Source organism: Agrobacterium tumefaciens (genome assembly GCF_013318015.2).
GTDB classification, from domain to species: domain Bacteria; phylum Pseudomonadota; class Alphaproteobacteria; order Rhizobiales; family Rhizobiaceae; genus Agrobacterium; species Agrobacterium tumefaciens.
In genome coordinates this window covers 2,530,389-2,547,500 of sequence record NZ_CP115841.1, presented here as the reverse complement: position 1 = coordinate 2,547,500, position 17,112 = coordinate 2,530,389, and the positions used below count along the sequence as shown (strand labels likewise).

Sequence of the window (17,112 nt, the reverse complement as noted above, 5' to 3'; positions counted from 1 at the left end):
GGCGACGGCAAGATCATTCTTCTCGAACCACGCCGGCTTGCCGCCCGGGCCGCGGCTGGACGCATGGCTGATCTTCTTCAGGAGAATGTTGGAGAAACCGTCGGCTATCGTATGCGGCTCGACAATCGCATCTCCTCAAGAACCCGGATTGAAGTGGTGACTGAGGGTGTCTTTGCCCGGATGGTTCTGGACGACCCGGAACTTGCCGGCGTTTCGACGGTGATTTTCGACGAGTTTCACGAACGTTCACTCGATGGCGATTTCGGACTGGCACTTGCGCTCGACGTTCAGGAGGGACTGAGAGACGATCTGCGCATCCTCGTGATGTCCGCCACCCTTGATGTGGAACGCATCAGTGCGCTGATGGGCGATGCCCCTGTCATTCAGAGCCTCGGCCGCACATATCCAATCGACATCCGCTACGAGGACCGCTGGCAGGGTGTGCCTGTCGACGAGAAAGTCACAAAGGCGATTACCGAAGCTCATGCATCGGAAACAGGCTCCATTCTTGCCTTCCTTCCGGGGCAGGCAGAAATTACTCGCACGGCCAACCGGCTGGAGGGGCGCTTTTCCGACGATACAGATATCATCCCGCTTTACGGCAATCTTTCGCAAAAGGAGCAGGATGCGGCGATCAAGCCGGCACCGGCCGGACGGCGCAAGATCGTGCTTGCCACATCGATCGCAGAAACATCTATCACCATAGATGGCGTGCGTGTGGTGATTGATAGCGGGTTGCAGCGACTACCGGTTTTCGAACCGGCAACGGGAATCACGAGACTGGAGACAGTGCGGGTTTCGCGCGCCTCCGCCGACCAACGGGCGGGCCGAGCCGGACGAACGGAACCCGGCGTTGCGATCCGCCTGTGGCATCCGGGACAGACGGCAGCGCTCAACGCCTTCACGCCACCGCAAATTCTGGCGAGTGATCTTTCCGGCCTTGCACTCGACCTCGCCCATTGGGGCGTTCATGATCCTTCCGCGCTTTCATTTCTGGATGCCCCTCCCGAAGCGGCATTGAAGGAATCGATCGCGCTTCTCAAAAATCTGGGCGCACTCGATGAAAGCGGCGCGCTGACGCGACGCGGCCACCTGATGCGCAGCCTCTCACTACCGCCAAGGCTTGCGGCAATGGTAATTGCAGCGGGGAGCGAAGGTGCGGGAAAAAAGGCGGCGATGCTCGCTGTCATGCTGACGGAACAGGGACTGGGCGGAACCGACATTGATCTCGATGAAAGATTGCGCCGCTTTCTTTCCGAGAGAAGCGAAAGAGCGCAAGCGGCACGCAAGCTGGCTTCGAGACTTCTAGATGCGATCGGCGATGCGCAGACTATGAATGAACAGCCAAGCGAGGCTGGCCCCTTGCTGCTCCACGCCTATCCGGACCGGATTGCGCTTCAGCGAGGAGCGCGCGGTCGTTATGTGATGGCGAACGGCCGGGGTGCAGAACTTGCCGAAACCGAACGGCTGGCGGCGAGCAGGATGCTGGTGGTTGCCGATATTACCGGGCGTGCGGCACAGCCGCGCATCCTTTCCGCAGCAAGCATCGAGCGCACCGATATAGAAGAGCGGATGCCGCATCTTATTGTGCAGCAGGACCAGCTGCTGTTTGACAAGGCAAGCGGTCAGGCGCGTGCACGCCGCGTCACGCGCCTAGGCGCCATCATCCTCGACGAAACGCCCCTGCCCCGCCCGGAGGGTGAACAGGCGGCGCAGGCACTTGCCAACGGCGTTCGGGAATTTGGTGTCGGAATTCTTCCGTTCACAAAAGAAACCCAGCAGTTGCGCGACAGGATAGGCTTTCTGAATGCCAGCATCGGCGACCCCTGGCCGGATGTCAGCGATGCTGCATTGCTTTTACGGCTGGATGAATGGTTCGTGCCCTTCCAGCACGGCGCCCGCAGCCTTCAGGATATCCGGCCCGGCAGCCTTTCCGAGGGACTTTTAGCCCTGGTGCCTTATGAGGTCGCACGCGATCTCGGCAGGCTTGCGCCGACGCATTTCGAAGCGCCGACGGGCCAGCGGCATCCTATTCGTTACGATGCCAGCGAACCGACGCTTTCCATTCGTGTGCAGGAGCTTTTCGGGCTGACGGCTCATCCCGCCATCGCGCAGGGGCGGTTGCCGCTGCTGCTGGAATTGACCTCGCCGGCGCACAGGCCGATACAGACGACACGCGATCTTCCCGGTTTCTGGGCAGGATCGTGGAAAGATGTACGGGCGGACATGCGCGGGAGGTATCCGCGCCATCCATGGCCTGAGGACCCGGCATCGGCATTGCCGACCAGCCGCGCAAAACCGCGCGGAACGTGATGACGATGAAAGCACAAAGGAGATGAAGGTGGCTGGCCATCCGATCGAAACAACAAGGCTTGGCCGCGCCAGCCGCAGGATAAGGCTGCAAACCATCGTATGGTTGCGCTGGCTGGCGGTGGCCGGGCAAAGTGCGACGATCCTGCTTGTTGCTTTCGGCTTGAACTTCCCCCTGCCACTTCTGGCTTGCAGCCTTTTGATCGGTGCACTGGCGCTTGCCAACCTGTTTCTCACTGCGCGTTTTCCCTCCACCTATCGTCTGGAGCCGTGGGAAGCGACATTGCTGCTGGCATTCGACCTGCTGCAATTGACGGCGCTCATCTACATCACCGGTGGTCTTTCCAATCCTTTCGCACCGCTGATCTGCGTGCAGGTCATCATCGCCTTCGCCTCGCAGCCGCTTCGGCACTCGCTTATTCTGCTCGCCTTTGCCGTCATCTGCTCGACGGCAATCGCTTTTTCGCCGTTTCCGGTTCCGTGGTATCCCGGTGAGGTGCTGCCGATCCAGCTTCTGCTGCATGTAGGCACCTGGGTCGCGATCATTGCCACGACCTCTTTCGCGGCCTTTTATGCCTATCGCGTTTCGCACGAGGCCAATCAGCTGGCCGATGCGCTGGCTGCGACCGAACTGGTGCTGGAGCGGGAAAAACATCTCTCGCAGCTAGACGGTCTGGCCGCCGCTGCGGCACACGAGCTGGGCACGCCGCTGGCGACAATCAGCGTCGTCGCCAAGGAAATGGAACGGGAACTCGGAAATGATGAAAGGTTTGGCGAAGACATAGCGCTGCTGCGCAGCCAGAGCGAAAGATGCCGTGATATTCTGCGCCGCCTTACATCACTTTCCACCGATGATGAGGAGCATATGCGTCGCCTGCCGCTTTCCTCGCTGATTGAGGAGGTGATGGCGCCGCACCGGGAATTCGGCATCCGTCTCGATCTCGTCGAAAAGAACAACCGGATCGACGAGCCGGTCGGCATCCGGAATGCCGGCGTTATTTACGGGCTGGGCAATCTCATCGAAAACGGCGTGGACTATGCGCGGGAAAAAGTGACCGTGACCGTGGACTACGATTCGCAGAATGTCGCCGTCACCATTGAGGATGATGGACCGGGTTATGCCCATGACGTGCTTGCCCGCATTGGTGAACCCTATGTGACCGAACGTCACAACGATACCCGGGCGGGAGGGCTGGGACTCGGGCTTTTCATTGCAAAGACATTGCTGGAACGCTCCGGCGCCACCGTTACCTTCGAAAATCGCGGTTTGAGCGGAACAGGAGCGCGGGTCACAATCGTCTGGCCTCGAGCGCTTATGGACGATAAAAGAGACCGTTGACTTTACCATTCACGTGGAAGCGGCGATAAGAAGAAAAAGCCGACTAAGTTGCCGAAAGGCCTGAGACATGACGACAGAAGACCAGACCCCCATCAGCGCGACAACGGATGACGACGACCCGATCGGAGCTGACAGATCGCTGCTGATCGTCGATGACGACGGTCCCTTCCTGCGCCGGCTTGCCCGGGCCATGGAAACACGCGGATTTATCGTCGATACTGCCGAGACGGTCAGCGAAGGCATTGCCCGTTCCAAGGCTGCGCCGCCCAAATATGCGGTCGTTGATTTGCGGCTTACGGATGGCAATGGTCTCGAGGTCATCGAAGCCATCCGGCAGTACCGGGACGATACGCAGATTGTCGTCCTGACCGGCTACGGCAATATCGCAACCGCCGTTACCGCCGTGAAGCTTGGGGCGCTGGATTATCTTGCCAAACCGGCCGATGCGGACGATGTCTTCAATGCGCTGACGCAGCGCAAGGGTGAAAAGACTGAAGTGCCCGAAAACCCGATGTCGGCCGACCGGGTGCGTTGGGAGCATATTCAGCGCGTTTATGAAATGTGCGAGCGCAACGTCTCGGAAACCGCCCGCCGGCTTAACATGCACCGGAGAACGCTGCAGCGCATTCTGGCGAAACGCGCGCCGAAGTAGAGCATTTACAGTACAAGTGAGAAGCGGTTTTACGTCTGGAAATGGGCTGGAACCGGGCATCACTCTCCGAAGCTGCGCCCGGTCGTCCACTCCGCCAGCATCAGCCGGGTTGCGGCGGTTCTCGAGAAATCCAGCATCACCGATTTGCGGGTTGCGGGCGGTAATTTATGCTCCGGCGCATCGCGAAGCATATGGGCGCCATAGCCATCCGACAGGATAAGCCCACATTCTTCCGGAAAAATTTCGACCGGCACTTCCGGATGGGTGGCGAAAAACAGCCGGTCGCAATGCAGGCGGTATTCCGGCCATTTGCGATCGACGCGGAAGTCCTCGATCGAGGATTTGATTTCGATAATCCAGATTTCACCCTTTGCCGAAAGGCTGATGAGATCGGCCCGTCGTCCGCTTGCAAGCGGCAGTTCCGGCAAAACCGAATGTCGCATCTCGTGCAAAAGCACCTGAACGCCGCGGCGCACCAGCATCGCCTTGTCCGACTGGCGACCGTCGATTAACGGATTATTGTTGGTAAGCGAAAGAATAGTCATGGATAAAGGCTACTGAGGCGTTTGGCCTATTGTTGCAAAAAGGCAATCAACCGGCAATTTTAAAGTCACATTCGTCCTGCAGCAGCGTATCGGCTTGCCAAGAACGGCTTAATGGAAAATAACCGATTTATCCAATTAAGCCTACTCCTTCGCACAATTTGGCGAATTTTCCGCGAGAACGATATGCGCATCCGTACCTCATTGACTGCACTCGGTCTGACGGCAGCACTGGCTCTGGCCGGCTGCGCCGAAACCACATCCCAATCATCCGGCCAGGTAGCGGCGTCAGTGCCGGTCGCTAACCCGGTTCCGGCAAAGGTCGAAACCGTCCAGATCTTCAACGATGTTTACGGCCCTGTGACCGACGCGGGCTATGCGCTGCCCGCCATCCCGATCAATCGTGTGAACGAGAAGTTCCGTCGTCAGATCGTCGAATTCCAGAATAACGAACGGCCGGGCACGATCATCGTCAATACGCGTGAGCGTTTCCTTTATTATATCCTGCCCGGCAACCGCGCAGTTCGTTACGGCATCGGCGTTGGCAAGGCTGGTTTTGCCTGGGCCGGCGAAGCCTATGTCGCCTGGAAGCAGGAATGGCCGATGTGGCATCCGCCGAAGGAAATGGCCGACCGCAAGCCGGAAGTCGCAAAGTATGTCGAGGCAGGCATGGGTCCGGGTCTTTCCAACCCGCTCGGCGCGCGCGCCATGTATCTCTTCAACGAAAAGGGACAGGACACGCTGTTCCGTATCCACGGTTCGCCTGAATGGGCATCGATCGGCACCGCCGCCTCTTCCGGCTGCATCCGCATGATCAACCAGGACGTCATCGACCTTTACAGCCGCGTCCGTCCCGGCCGCAGCACCAAGGTTGTCGTGATCCAGTAAGATCAGATACCAGACAAAGAAAAAGCCGCCGTGGAATTCCCGGCGGCTTTTTTGTTTCTGGAGCATTCCCAGTAAAAGTGCATAGCAGTTTTAAGGTAGAGCACGTCGAACATTCCGTTCAGACAAGACGTGCTCTGGAGTGCCTGTCGGCCTCAAGCCGCCTGCTTCGCCTTCAGTTCGAGGCGACGGCGGTGCAGAACCGGTTCCGTATAACCGTTAGGCTGCTCCCGGCCTTTCAGCACAAGTTCGACGGCGGCCTGAAAAGCGACCGATCCTTCAAAGTTGGACGCCATCGGCAGATAGGCCGGATCTCCGGCATTTTGGCTATCGACCACGGCGGCCATGCGTTTCATGGTCTCAACGATCTGCTCTTGCGTAACCACGCCATGGCGAAGCCAGTTGGCCATATGCTGCGCGGAGATGCGCAGCGTGGCGCGGTCCTCCATCAGTCCGACATTGTTGATGTCAGGCACCTTGGAGCAGCCGACGCCCTGATCGACCCAGCGCACGACATATCCCAGAATACCCTGCGCGTTGTTGTCGAGTTCGCGCTGGATTTCCTCGGGCGTCCAATTGGGACGCGGCACGACCGGCACCGATAGAATATCGGAGAGTTTTGCCCGGCCCCGGCTTTTCAGTTCGTCCTGAACGGCTGCGACATCGACCTTGTGATAATGCGTGGCATGCAGCGTCGCAGCCGTGGGTGAAGGTACCCAGGCGGTGTTGGCGCCTGCCTTCGGATGCGCGATCTTCTGCTCCAGCATGGCGGCCATCAGGTCAGGCATGGCCCACATGCCCTTACCGATCTGCGCATGGCCGGAAAGGCCGCATTCCAGACCGATATCGACGTTCCAGTTCTCGTAAGCCGCAATCCAGGCCGCCTGTTTCATATCGCCCTTGCGGATCATCGGACCCGCTTCCATCGAGGTATGAATTTCGTCGCCCGTGCGGTCGAGGAAGCCGGTATTGATGAAGACGACCCGGTCTTTTGCCGCGCGAATGCTTTCCTTGAGGTTGACCGTGGTGCGGCGTTCCTCGTCCATGATGCCCATTTTCATGGTGTTCGGCGCCATGCCGACAAGCTTTTCGGCCCGCGTGAAAATCTCGTTGGCGAAGGCGACTTCCTCCGGCCCGTGCATCTTCGGCTTGACGACATACATGGAACCGGCGCGGGAATTCTGGCGACGGCCGGAGGGGCCGACATCGTAAAGCGCAATCAGCGCTGTGACGACGGCGTCCATGATACCTTCCGGCACCTCGCGGCCATCCTTGTCGAGGATCGCCGGATTGGTCATGAGGTGACCGACATTACGCACCAGCATCAGGGAACGCCCCGGCAGAGTAAGTGCTCCACCATTGGGGGCGGTGTAATAACGATCCGGGTTGAGACTACGGGTGAAGGTGTTACCACCCTTGGAAACCTTCTCCGTCAGGTCGCCGCGCATCAGGCCAAGCCAGTTGCCATAAACCAGCACCTTGTCCTCGGCATCAACAGCGGCAACGGAATCCTCGCAGTCCATGATTGTTGTCAGCGCCGATTCGAGAATGACATCCGAGATGCCCGCCTTGTCACCCTTGCCGATTTCCGTCGAGGGATCGATGACGATCTCGGTGTGCAGACCATTCTTGCCAAGCAGGATCGTTGCCGGCTGTTCCGCATCGCCGGTAAAGCCCTTGAATTGCTCGGCATCTTTCAGGCCCGTTTTGCTGTCACCGATTGCAAGCTGCAAGAGGCCGTCAACGATCTTGAAGCCGGTCACATCCGACCAGCCTGCCGTTTCGAGCGGAGCTGATTCGTTGAGGAAGTTCCGCGCCCAGGCAATGACCTTTTCGCCGCGTTTCGGATTATAGCCCCTGCCCTTTTCCGCACCATCGGCGTCAGAAATGGCATCCGTGCCGTAAAGCGCATCGTAAAGCGAACCCCAGCGGGCATTGGCGGCGTTCAGCGCATAACGGGCATTCATGACCGGCACGACAAGCTGCGGGCCTGCGACAGCGGCAATTTCCGAATCGACGTTGCTGGTTTCGACCTTGAAGCCGGGTCCTTCCGGCAGCAGATAGCCGATTTCCTTCAGGAAGCCCTCATAGACATCAAAATCCGTCGGGGCGCCATTCTGCCGGTACCAGCCATCCAGTTTTTCCTGCAAGGCGTCGCGCTTTGCGAGCAATTCACGATTCTTAGGGGAAAGCTCGTGGACGATGGCGGAAAAGCCTTCGAAGAAGGTTTCTGCATCAAGACCCGTGCCCGGCAGAACGTCATCCGTCAAAAAAGCATAAAGCCTGTCATCAATGGAAAGACCGAATTTATTGGTGCGGCTCACATGCGCCTCCTCTTTATCTTAAGGGCGCAGATTGGACGCTGAGGCAGGCGCTCGTCAATTGCGAGAGGCAACCAAATATTATTTCCGTTTTGGAAAGAATGCCGACGATAATCGTCTTTTTCTACAAAAGCGCCTGCAAATCCTTGATGCGATCGTTCACCAGCCAGCCGTAATAGTTTTCTTCCGGCAAAAGCGGCTGTTCTCCACCTGCGGCGCGCTGACGATTTTTCTGGGCGAGAGCGGCTGCGCGCTGCGCGGATCCGCCGACATTATAAAGCGTGGACGTTACACCAGGATTTTTGGAAACATCCATGTCGGCAATCGACCTGTAGTCGTCGATCGATTTGCGGATGGAAGCTGCCATGAAGGCGAGCGAGCGATCCGGGTCCATGATCGCGGTATAAACGGCGGTCGCATCGTTTTCGTCGAGCTTCTCATAACCTGAGGTTTTCGACACCATGTCGGACAACATCAATGCCGTGAGCGGATTGATCTGGCCGAGACCGAAGGTCTGTCCGGCATAAAAGGGCTGGAAAAATACAGCGCTGAAACGATTGTTCGGATAGTCAACGCCATCTACCGTCTTGCCGCGGAAGCTGTCGTCCCAGACGTCTTCCCGACAGTTCCAAAGGCTATAGGAATCCTTTTTCGACTGGCACCTGGCGAATTGCGAATGCGTCAGAAACTGCGCGATGGTTTCGTCCTTGTAGCCGAAACGGAAGCTGCTGCCGGCATAGGAGGCGGCCTTGACGTAGTAGGATTGCAGGCGGTCATAGGCGTCGACGTTATAGGTATGCTCGCCGACAATCGCCCCGATCATGTGGATCGGATCGATACCGTAGCGCCCGGCGGTAGACTTGATCTTGCCGATCAGTGCCTTGTCGGAAGACAGGAGGTCGATCACCTTCTGGTATTTACGCTCGAAAGACGTATTGGAACCCTTGGTTCGACGTGCGGAAGCCCCCGGAATGCCCGGCTGTTCGGCATTGCGATTGCCAGGCGGGACGACCGTCGCGGCCTCGGCATAAGAAGACGAGACGACGGTGAACGTCAAAGCGGCGGCAAATGCCAGAAGAGTTTTGCGCACGAGCGAATGCCTTTTCTCAAGCCGACCTCTCCCGAACCAAGAGAAAACCGGACCATTCCATAAAGCGGTTCCAACCGGAATGCAGCCTTTCCCATAAACAAAAAGGGGGCTGAATGCGAGACAAGGCCGTAAAATAAAAGAGTGCGGCAAATGTGGCCGCACTCTCGTGTCTTTGCTCTCCAAGATATTCAGAGAATATAGCGGGACAAATCCGTATCGGCGGCAAGATCGCCGACGTGCTTTTTGACATATTCCTGATCGATCTTGACGGCAGAGCCACCACGATCGGGTGCGTTGAAGGAAATCTCGTCGAGAACACGCTCCATCACCGTCTGCAGGCGGCGCGCACCGATATTCTCGACCGACGAGTTGAGATGAACAGCCACGTCGGCCAGAGCGTCGATCGCATCGTCCGTGAAGTCGAGATCGAGTTCTTCCGTCGCCATCAGCGCCTTGTACTGGCGGATGAGGCTTGCTTCCGTCTCGGTCAGGATACGGCGAAAGTCCTCCTTCGTCAGCGGCTTCAGCTCGACACGGATCGGCAGGCGGCCCTGAAGCTCCGGCAGAAGGTCGGACGGCTTTGCCACATGGAACGCGCCGGAAGCGATGAACAGAACGTGGTCGGTTTTCACCGGCCCGTATTTGGTCGAGACGGTCGTGCCTTCAACGAGCGGCAGAAGATCGCGCTGCACGCCTTCACGCGAGACGCCGGCACCCATGCCGCCGTCGCGGGCGGCAATCTTGTCGATCTCATCGAGGAAGACGATGCCGTCATTTTCCACCGACTTCACCGCTTCACGCTGGATCATGTCATTATCGAGCAGCTTGTCGGATTCGTCGCGAACGAGCTCGGTATAGGATTTCGAGACGGTGGTGCGCACCTTCTTGGTACGTCCGCCCATCGCCTTGCCGAACATTTCCGACAGGTTGAGAACGCCGATATTGGCGCCCGGCATGCCAGGGATTTCAAAGCCGGGCATTCCCGAACCGCTGTCGGCCACTTCGATGTCGATTTCCTTGTCGTCCAGCTCGCCGTCGCGCAGCTTCTTGCGGAAGCTCTCACGTGTCGCGGGTGACGCGGTCGATCCGACCAGTGCGTCGAGCACCCGCTCTTCGGCGCTCTGATGCGCCTTGGCCTGTACTTCCGCGCGCTTCTTTTCACGCACGAGGCCAATGCCGATCTCGACCAGATCGCGGATGATCTGCTCGACATCGCGACCGACATAACCGACTTCGGTAAATTTGGTCGCTTCGACCTTGATGAAGGGCGCGCCGGCAAGCTTGGCGAGACGGCGGGAAATCTCCGTCTTGCCGACACCGGTCGGTCCGATCATCAGGATGTTTTTCGGCATCACTTCGTCGCGCAGGCTCTCATCGAGCTGCTGGCGACGCCAACGGTTGCGCAGCGCAATCGCGACCGCACGTTTCGCATCATGCTGGCCGATGATGTGGCGATCCAGTTCCGAGACAATTTCCCGGGGAGAAAAAGTGGTCATTCTGTCCTCTCGGCTTTCCTGTTCCGGCCGGCCATTCTGGCCCGGCCCACAGGACCCTTGGGTGAGAAATGGGGGTGAGAAATATGCTTACTCGGCGTCGAGGGTTTCGATGACGAGGTTATGGTTGGTGTAAACGCAGATATCGGCGGCGATATCGAGCGACTTGCGCGCCACCTCCTCTGCCGACTTGTCCGTATCCATCATGGCGCGGGCAGCCGCAAAGGCGTAGTTGCCGCCGGAGCCGATGGCGATCGCGCCATGTTCGGGTTCCAGCACGTCACCATTACCGGTGATGGCGAGTGTCGTGGATTTGTCGGCCACCAGCATCATGGCTTCGAGGTTGCGCAGATATTTATCCGTGCGCCAGTCCTTTGCAAGCTCTACGGCTGCGCGCATGAGCTGACCGGGATATTGCTCAAGTTTCTTTTCGAGACGGTCGAGCAGCGTGAAGGCATCCGCCGTTGCGCCGGCAAACCCGGCAATCACTTCACCCTTGCCAATGCGTCGAACCTTGCGGGCATTGCCCTTCATGACGGTCTGGCCAAGACTTACCTGACCATCGCCAGCCATGACGACCTTGCCGCCCTTCCTGACTGTAATAATCGTTGTCATCAAACACCTGTCTGCCCTACCGGGCCTGCGGTTAACGGGCCGGCATCCGGCCCTTCTCGGCATCTATGTAAGTTTGCTTTTCACGATTGCAAATCCTGCCCGCACTGCACTGTTTTTCGCAGATCATGCAAGACGATGGAACAACTGGATATTTATGTCTCGTGCTGATAAGGAACGGCGACATTTTCACGGAGCGGCCAAAGATGGCAGAACGTAAAGGCGAGATTATCCGCAAGACCAACGAAACCTCGGTTTCGGTGCGCGTGGATATCGACGGCACCGGCAAGTCGACAATTTCCACCGGGGTGGGATTTTTCGATCATATGCTGGACCAGCTGAGCCGCCATTCGCTGATCGACATGGATATCGAGGTTCAAGGTGACCTGCATATCGATGATCACCATACGGTGGAAGATACCGGCATCGCCATCGGCCAGGCCATCGCGAAGGCGTTGGGTGACAGGCGCGGCATTACCCGCTACGCCTCGCTCGATCTTGCCATGGATGAGACGATGACCAAGGCTGCCGTGGATATTTCCGGCCGTCCCTTCCTTGTGTGGAATGTCAACTTCTCCGCGCCGAAGATCGGCACATTCGACACCGAGCTTGTGCGCGAATTCTTTCAGGCGCTGGCCCAGAATGCCGGCATCACGCTGCATATCCTGAACCATTACGGCGCCAACAACCATCATATCGCCGAAACATGCTTCAAGGCCGTTGCCCGCGTTCTTCGCGCGGCAACCGAGATCGACCCCCGGCAGGCAGGCCGCGTTCCCTCGACAAAGGGCATGCTGGCCTGACCGCCAAAGCTGTCAGGAAGCCCATGACAAGCTATCTCGTTCTGGAAGCCCCCAACGGGCCGGACAGGGACCACAAGACGACCCGCTTCATAGCAGACCGTTTCGTCTGGCTGGCACTTATTGCGCCCTGGCTGTGGCTGGCCGTAAACCGGCTGTGGCTGGCCGCGATCGTCGTATTTGCAGTTCTTGTTCTGGCCGGTTGGGCATCAATGTTACCCGGATTCGAACCGGTGGGCATTTTGTGCAGCGTCGCCATTGCCCTCATGACTGCACTGGAGGGGCGCGATTTTCTCGTCCGGCACCTGATAGGCAAGGGCTGGAAGATGACCTCGGTCATTTCCGCCCCTGATCTTTCGAGTGCCGAAGAGATATATTTCTCCGATCTTTCCGAAAATACCGAGCCGTCGGGACAGCTGTCGCAGCCGGTATGGACCCCCTCGCCGCAGAAGAGCGGTGACAAAAACTTCGTCAACGATCCCTCCGGATCGTTTCTTTTCGACTTGAATGGAAGGCGCTGACATGCGCGTCGCGATCATCGACTACGGTTCTGGCAACCTGCGTTCGGCCACCAAGGCTTTCGAGCGCGCCGCCCGCGAAGCCGGCATTAATGCAACCATTGACCTGACCGATAAGCCGGATCACGTCGCATCTGCGGACCGCATCGTCCTGCCAGGCGTCGGCGCCTATGCCGATTGCCGCGCCGGTCTCGAAGCTGTGCCCGGCATGCATGAGGCGCTTATCGAAGCCGTCGAGAAAAAAGCTCATCCCTTCCTCGGCATCTGCGTCGGAATGCAGCTGATGTCTTCGCGCGGTCTCGAAAAGACTGTCAGCACGGGGCTTGGCTGGATCGAAGGCGATGTCATTGAAATGACGCCCTCCGATCCGGCGCTTAAAATCCCGCAGATTGGCTGGAATACGCTGGAAATCCGGCATCAGCATCCCCTGTTCGACGGTATCAAAACCGGCGCTGACGGCTTGCATGCCTATTTCGTGCATTCCTATCATCTGGCGGCGAAACATCCGGCGGATGTCATCGCCACCACCAATTACGGTGGCGCGATGACGGCTTTCGTTGGTCGCGACAATATGGCTGGCGCGCAGTTCCACCCGGAAAAAAGCCAGACGCTCGGCCTCGCCCTGATTTCCAATTTCCTGCGCTGGAAGCCCTGACATGATTCTTTTTCCCGCAATCGATCTTAAAGACGGCCAGTGCGTTCGCCTGAAACTCGGCGATATGGAGCAGGCAACCGTTTACAATACGGACCCCGGCGCGCAGGCGAAGTCCTTCGAGGACCAAGGCTTCGAGTGGCTGCATGTCGTCGATCTTAACGGCGCCTTCGCTGGCCAGACGGTGAATGGCGAAGCGGTCGATGCCATTCTCAAGGCCACGACAAACCCGGTGCAGCTTGGCGGCGGCATCCGCACTCTCGATCATATTGAGGCGTGGCTCAGCCGTGGGCTTGCCCGCGTCATTCTCGGCACCGTGGCGGTGCGCGATCCCGTTCTGGTTATCGAAGCCTGCAAGCGTTTCCCCGGTCAGGTCGCTGTCGGCATCGACGCCAAAGGCGGCAAGGTTGCTGTTGAGGGCTGGGCGGAAGCCTCAGAACTGGGCGTCATCGAACTTGCCAAACGTTTCGAAGGTGCCGGCGTTGCCGCCATCATCTACACCGATATCGATCGCGACGGCATTCTGGCTGGCATCAACTGGGCCTCTACACTCGAACTGGCAGATGCCGTGTCGATCCCCGTCATCGCCTCCGGCGGCCTTGCCTCCATCGACGACATCAAGCGCATGTTGCAGCCGGATGCCGCAAAGCTAGAGGGCGCAATTTCAGGCCGCGCGCTTTATGACGGGCGCATCGATCCTGCCGAGGCGCTCGCCCTCATCAAGGCTGCCAAGGAGGTAAGCGCATGACCCTCAAAGCCCGCGTTATTCCCTGCCTCGATGTAAAAGACGGCCGAGTCGTCAAGGGTGTGAACTTCGTCGATCTTATCGACGCCGGCGACCCAGTCGAGGCGGCGAAGGCCTATGATGCGGCGGGAGCGGACGAACTCTGCTTCCTCGACATTACCGCCTCGTCCGACAATCGCGACACTATTTTTGACGTGGTATCGCGCACGGCCGACCATTGCTTCATGCCGCTGACCGTGGGCGGCGGCGTCCGCGCCGTGGCTGACATCCGCAAGCTGCTTCTCTGCGGTGCAGACAAGGTCTCCATCAATTCCGCAGCGGTGAAAGATCCTGATTTCGTCGCGCAGGCTGCCGACAAATTCGGCAACCAGTGTATCGTCGTCTCCATCGACGCCAAACGGGTTTCGAAGGACGGGGAAGACGGGCGCTGGGAAATCTTCACGCATGGCGGACGTCAGCCAACCGGAATCGACGCCGTGGAATTTGCCATCAAGATGGTCGAACGCGGTGCCGGCGAATTGCTCGTCACCTCGATGGACCGCGATGGCACCAAAAGCGGATACGATATCGGCCTGACACGCAGCATTGCCGATCAGGTTCGCGTGCCCGTCATCGCCTCGGGTGGCGTCGGAACGCTGGATGATCTGGTAGCCGGCGTTCGCGATGGCCATGCGACCGCAGTGCTTGCCGCTTCCATTTTCCACTTCGGCACCTATTCGATCGGGCAAGCCAAGAGCTACATGGCCGAGCATGGCATCGCCATGCGTCTCGACTGATTGCAGGAACCTTTCCATGAGCGCATTTTCCCTTTCCGATCTGGAACGCATCGTCGCGACACGCGCCGCCGCCTCTCCCGATGAATCCTGGACGGCCAAACTTGTTGCGGCGGGCCAGGAACGTGCGGCGAAAAAACTGGGCGAAGAGGCTGTTGAGGCCGTGATCGCCGCCATCGCGAAAGACCGCGACGGGCTGAAAAACGAAGCCGCCGATCTGCTTTATCACCTGCTGGTGGTGTTGAAGATCGCCGACATTCCCCTTGCCGACGTCTTTGCGGAGCTGGAGCGCCGGACCGGACAGACCGGACTTGCGGAAAAGGCAGCGAGGCCGACATCATGAATGTGAAGGCAGGCAGCGGGGAGAGAGGCATGCCGAGCACACTCGATCATTTCCGCCCGGATGAATATTCGCCCTATCACTTCTTCAGCTCGGAAGAATGGGCAAAGTTTCGCGCCGACACACCACTCACCCTTTCCGCCGACGAGGTCAAAAGACTGCGTTCGCTGGACGACCCGATTGATCTGGACGAAGTGCGGCGTATCTATCTGTCGCTGTCGCGCCTGCTGTCATCGCATGTGGAAGCATCGCAGCTGCTGTTCGAACAGCGCAACCGCTTCCTGAACATGGCGGATGTCAACAAGACGCCCTTCGTCATCGGCATTGCCGGGTCGGTGGCGGTTGGAAAATCGACAACGGCGCGTATTTTGAAGGAGCTTCTGGCCCGCTGGCCTTCCAGCCCGAAGGTCGATCTCATCACCACCGACGGGTTTCTTTACCCGAACGAGGTGCTGCGGCGCGAAAACCTGATGGAGCGCAAGGGCTTTCCGGAAAGCTACGACATCGGTGCGCTGCTGCGTTTCCTCTCGGCGATCAAGGCGGGCCAGCCGAATGTGAAGGCGCCACGCTACTCGCATCTGACCTATGACGTGCTGCCCAACGAATTCACTGTCATCGACCAGCCGGATATCCTCATCTTCGAAGGCATCAACGTGCTGCAATCACGCGACCTGCCGGCGGGCGGGCGGATAGTGCCGATCGTTTCCGACTTCTTCGATTTCTCGATCTACATCGATGCGGATGAGGACTTCATTCACAACTGGTATGTGAACCGGTTCATGAATCTGCGACAAACCGCCTTCCGAGACCCGAATTCATTCTTCAATCGCTATGCGTCGATCAGCGAAGAGGCGGCGCTCAGCATTGCCGAGGGCCTCTGGCAGAACATCAACCTGAAGAACCTGCGCCAGAACATCGTGCCCACGCGTCCACGCGCCGATCTTATCCTGCGCAAGGGCAAAAACCACCTGATCGACACGGTGGCGCTTCGCAAGTTGTGAAAGATGCCGCAAAAGCGGCATCTCCATCGCAGCGGTTAAAATCCGTTATTAGGCAAGGTCAGGAATGCGCAGGACCTGACCGGGATAGATTTTATCGGGATGGGTCAGCATCGGTTTGTTGGCTTCGAAGATGATGTTGTTCTTGCCACCATTTGCCTTGCCGTACTGGGCCTCAGCGATCTTCCAGAGATTATCGCCCTTCTTGACCGTGTAGAAAACGGGTTCCTTCGCCGGCGCTTCTGCCACCGTCAGTTCGCCGGCCTCGACCTTGGAAATGCCGAGCGTATTGCCAACGGCGATGACTGCCTTTTCGAAAATCGACTGGTCGGCCACTTCGCCCTTCAGAACGACCTTATCGTTCACCACCTCGACCTGAACCTTGTCGGTGCCGAGATCGTGGGAAGCGAGTTCTTTTTTGACGGCTTCGACATCGGGGGCATCATCTCCACCGATACCAAGCTTCTTTCCCGCTTCCTTGATGAAATTGAACAGACCCATAGCACCCTCCTTGGTTGTAGGAGGTCTACCAGACGATATCTGGAGGTCTATGACAAGTGCGAAACATTTTGCCATCCAGCTGCGACCTAGTCGCCTGACGGCTTGCCACGCATTTTCTTGACATCCGACCGGCCGGATTTCGCCTTGAGGCGGCGCTCGACGGAACCCTTGGTCGGCTTGGTAGCCTTGCGCACCGGCGGCGGCGGCGCTGCCGCTTCAAGAATCAGTTCCTTCAGCCGTTCACGCGCGTCTTCGCGATTGCGCTCCTGGCTTCGAAACCGGCTCGCCTCGATCATGAGCACGCCTTCTTTCGAAACACGCCGCCCGCCCAGACGCAGGGCATTCGCCTTCACCCGTTCCGGCAGGGAGGGAGAATTGGCGATGTCGAAAAACAGCTGAACCGCCGTCGAGACCTTGTTGACATTCTGGCCACCCGGCCCGCCGGCAAGCACGAATTGCTCCGTCAGCTCCCAGCCGGCGATGGTAATTCGGTTGCTGATGTAAAGCGGGGCGCTGGCCATGTTTTTTCTCCGCGCCGGTG

18 protein-coding genes (1 of these 18 cut by a window edge) are annotated in these 17,112 nt (G+C 58.5%); 11 read left to right on the top strand and 7 right to left on the bottom strand.

The window, feature by feature from the left end:
• From hrpB to G6L97_RS12375, 3 genes are all read left to right on the top strand, one after another.
• On the top strand, positions 1-2,313 hold the 3' portion of the coding sequence (hrpB, locus tag G6L97_RS12385; protein WP_065705017.1) for an ATP-dependent helicase HrpB. 174 nt of this gene lie to the left of the window's left edge; 2,313 of the gene's 2,487 nt are visible here — the last part of the coding sequence; its start codon lies off the left edge, out of view; it ends in the stop codon at positions 2,311-2,313.
• Between the two features lie 28 nt (positions 2,314-2,341).
• The gene (locus G6L97_RS12380; RefSeq protein ID WP_075807707.1) at positions 2,342-3,649 is read left to right on the top strand and encodes an ActS/PrrB/RegB family redox-sensitive histidine kinase; all 1,308 of its coding nucleotides are present in this window, start codon (positions 2,342-2,344) and stop codon (positions 3,647-3,649) included.
• A 67-nt stretch (positions 3,650-3,716) separates the two neighbouring features.
• The gene (locus G6L97_RS12375) at positions 3,717-4,301 is read left to right on the top strand and encodes an ActR/PrrA/RegA family redox response regulator transcription factor (RefSeq protein ID WP_003516258.1); all 585 of its coding nucleotides are present in this window, start codon (positions 3,717-3,719) and stop codon (positions 4,299-4,301) included.
• A 59-nt stretch (positions 4,302-4,360) separates the two neighbouring features.
• Here the strand turns inward: G6L97_RS12375 and G6L97_RS12370 are convergent, their stop codons facing one another.
• Positions 4,361-4,846 carry an MmcB family DNA repair protein gene (locus G6L97_RS12370; RefSeq protein ID WP_013635204.1) on the bottom strand — a complete coding sequence of 162 codons (486 nt, stop codon included), beginning with the start codon at positions 4,844-4,846 and terminating at the stop codon, positions 4,361-4,363.
• A 183-nt stretch (positions 4,847-5,029) separates the two neighbouring features.
• Here G6L97_RS12370 and G6L97_RS12365 point away from each other — a divergent pair, with 183 nt between their 5' ends.
• Positions 5,030-5,731 (top strand): L,D-transpeptidase, encoded by a 702-nt coding sequence (locus tag G6L97_RS12365; RefSeq protein WP_003516268.1) that lies wholly within the window; start codon positions 5,030-5,032, stop codon positions 5,729-5,731.
• 152 nt (positions 5,732-5,883) lie between these two features.
• Here G6L97_RS12365 and G6L97_RS12360 read toward each other — a convergent pair whose 3' ends face one another.
• The 4 genes from G6L97_RS12360 to hslV form a co-directional block, all read right to left on the bottom strand.
• Entirely contained in the window at positions 5,884-8,052 is a 2,169-nt protein-coding gene (locus G6L97_RS12360) for a malate synthase G (RefSeq protein WP_111782499.1), read from the bottom strand.
• A 121-nt stretch (positions 8,053-8,173) separates the two neighbouring features.
• The gene (locus tag G6L97_RS12355) at positions 8,174-9,139 is read right to left on the bottom strand and encodes a DUF1402 family protein (RefSeq protein ID WP_111782500.1); all 966 of its coding nucleotides are present in this window, start codon (positions 9,137-9,139) and stop codon (positions 8,174-8,176) included.
• A gap of 188 nt (positions 9,140-9,327) precedes the next feature.
• Positions 9,328-10,635 carry an ATP-dependent protease ATPase subunit HslU gene (gene hslU, locus G6L97_RS12350; RefSeq protein ID WP_174002938.1) on the bottom strand — a complete coding sequence of 436 codons (1,308 nt, stop codon included), beginning with the start codon at positions 10,633-10,635 and terminating at the stop codon, positions 9,328-9,330.
• An 87-nt stretch (positions 10,636-10,722) separates the two neighbouring features.
• Complete coding sequence (gene hslV / locus G6L97_RS12345; protein ID WP_003516283.1) at positions 10,723-11,247, bottom strand: ATP-dependent protease subunit HslV; 525 nt, start codon at positions 11,245-11,247, stop codon at positions 10,723-10,725.
• A 203-nt stretch (positions 11,248-11,450) separates the two neighbouring features.
• Between hslV and hisB the strand changes: the two genes are divergently transcribed.
• The 7 genes from hisB to coaA are packed head-to-tail and all read left to right on the top strand — an operon-like array spanning position 11,451 to position 16,073.
• A complete protein-coding gene (gene hisB / locus G6L97_RS12340) occupies positions 11,451-12,047 on the top strand; it encodes an imidazoleglycerol-phosphate dehydratase HisB (RefSeq protein WP_003516285.1) in 597 nt (198 codons plus the stop codon).
• 23 nt (positions 12,048-12,070) lie between these two features.
• On the top strand, positions 12,071-12,565 hold the full coding sequence (locus G6L97_RS12335) for a DUF2628 domain-containing protein (protein WP_111788674.1): 495 nt from the start codon (positions 12,071-12,073) through the stop codon (positions 12,563-12,565).
• A gap of 1 nt (position 12,566) precedes the next feature.
• Positions 12,567-13,217 (top strand): imidazole glycerol phosphate synthase subunit HisH, encoded by a 651-nt coding sequence (hisH, locus tag G6L97_RS12330; protein WP_111782502.1) that lies wholly within the window; start codon positions 12,567-12,569, stop codon positions 13,215-13,217.
• 1 nt (position 13,218) lies between these two features.
• Positions 13,219-13,962 carry a 1-(5-phosphoribosyl)-5-[(5-phosphoribosylamino)methylideneamino]imidazole-4-carboxamide isomerase gene (hisA, locus tag G6L97_RS12325; RefSeq protein ID WP_111782503.1) on the top strand — a complete coding sequence of 248 codons (744 nt, stop codon included), beginning with the start codon at positions 13,219-13,221 and terminating at the stop codon, positions 13,960-13,962.
• On the top strand, positions 13,959-14,735 hold the full coding sequence (hisF, locus tag G6L97_RS12320) for an imidazole glycerol phosphate synthase subunit HisF (protein WP_003516294.1): 777 nt from the start codon (positions 13,959-13,961) through the stop codon (positions 14,733-14,735). Before hisA ends, hisF begins: the two co-directional genes overlap by 4 nt.
• 16 nt (positions 14,736-14,751) lie before the next feature.
• Positions 14,752-15,075, top strand: coding sequence for a phosphoribosyl-ATP diphosphatase (locus G6L97_RS12315; protein WP_003516295.1), 324 nt, complete (start codon positions 14,752-14,754; stop codon positions 15,073-15,075).
• Complete coding sequence (coaA, locus tag G6L97_RS12310) at positions 15,072-16,073, top strand: type I pantothenate kinase (protein ID WP_019565929.1); 1,002 nt, start codon at positions 15,072-15,074, stop codon at positions 16,071-16,073. Before G6L97_RS12315 ends, coaA begins: the two co-directional genes overlap by 4 nt.
• A gap of 48 nt (positions 16,074-16,121) precedes the next feature.
• Here the strand turns inward: coaA and lysM are convergent, their stop codons facing one another.
• Together lysM and arfB are read right to left on the bottom strand one after the other, a co-directional pair.
• On the bottom strand, positions 16,122-16,571 hold the full coding sequence (lysM, locus tag G6L97_RS12305; protein WP_003516300.1) for a peptidoglycan-binding protein LysM: 450 nt from the start codon (positions 16,569-16,571) through the stop codon (positions 16,122-16,124).
• 86 nt (positions 16,572-16,657) lie between these two features.
• Positions 16,658-17,092, bottom strand: a complete 435-nt coding sequence (arfB, locus tag G6L97_RS12300) for an alternative ribosome rescue aminoacyl-tRNA hydrolase ArfB (protein WP_019565930.1) — start codon at positions 17,090-17,092, stop codon at positions 16,658-16,660.
• Positions 17,093-17,112 lie beyond the last annotated feature (20 nt).

Bases quoted from the DNA above. Each gene is read 5' to 3' on its own strand.
- arfB (WP_019565930.1), bottom strand. From the start codon at position 17,092: ATGGCCAGCGCCCCGCTTTACATCAGCAACCGAATTACCATCGCCGGC.
- G6L97_RS12335 (WP_111788674.1), top strand. From the start codon at position 12,071: ATGACAAGCTATCTCGTTCTGGAAGCCCCCAACGGGCCGGACAGGGAC.
- G6L97_RS12365 (WP_003516268.1), top strand. From the start codon at position 5,030: ATGCGCATCCGTACCTCATTGACTGCACTCGGTCTGACGGCAGCACTG.
- hslV (WP_003516283.1), bottom strand. From the start codon at position 11,247: ATGACAACGATTATTACAGTCAGGAAGGGCGGCAAGGTCGTCATGGCT.
- coaA (WP_019565929.1), top strand. From the start codon at position 15,072: ATGAATGTGAAGGCAGGCAGCGGGGAGAGAGGCATGCCGAGCACACTC.
- hisA (WP_111782503.1), top strand. From the start codon at position 13,219: ATGATTCTTTTTCCCGCAATCGATCTTAAAGACGGCCAGTGCGTTCGC.
- G6L97_RS12375 (WP_003516258.1), top strand. From the start codon at position 3,717: ATGACGACAGAAGACCAGACCCCCATCAGCGCGACAACGGATGACGAC.
- lysM (WP_003516300.1), bottom strand. From the start codon at position 16,571: ATGGGTCTGTTCAATTTCATCAAGGAAGCGGGAAAGAAGCTTGGTATC.
- hisF (WP_003516294.1), top strand. From the start codon at position 13,959: ATGACCCTCAAAGCCCGCGTTATTCCCTGCCTCGATGTAAAAGACGGC.
- G6L97_RS12370 (WP_013635204.1), bottom strand. From the start codon at position 4,846: ATGACTATTCTTTCGCTTACCAACAATAATCCGTTAATCGACGGTCGC.
- hslU (WP_174002938.1), bottom strand. From the start codon at position 10,635: ATGACCACTTTTTCTCCCCGGGAAATTGTCTCGGAACTGGATCGCCAC.
- G6L97_RS12315 (WP_003516295.1), top strand. From the start codon at position 14,752: ATGAGCGCATTTTCCCTTTCCGATCTGGAACGCATCGTCGCGACACGC.
- hisB (WP_003516285.1), top strand. From the start codon at position 11,451: ATGGCAGAACGTAAAGGCGAGATTATCCGCAAGACCAACGAAACCTCG.
- hisH (WP_111782502.1), top strand. From the start codon at position 12,567: ATGCGCGTCGCGATCATCGACTACGGTTCTGGCAACCTGCGTTCGGCC.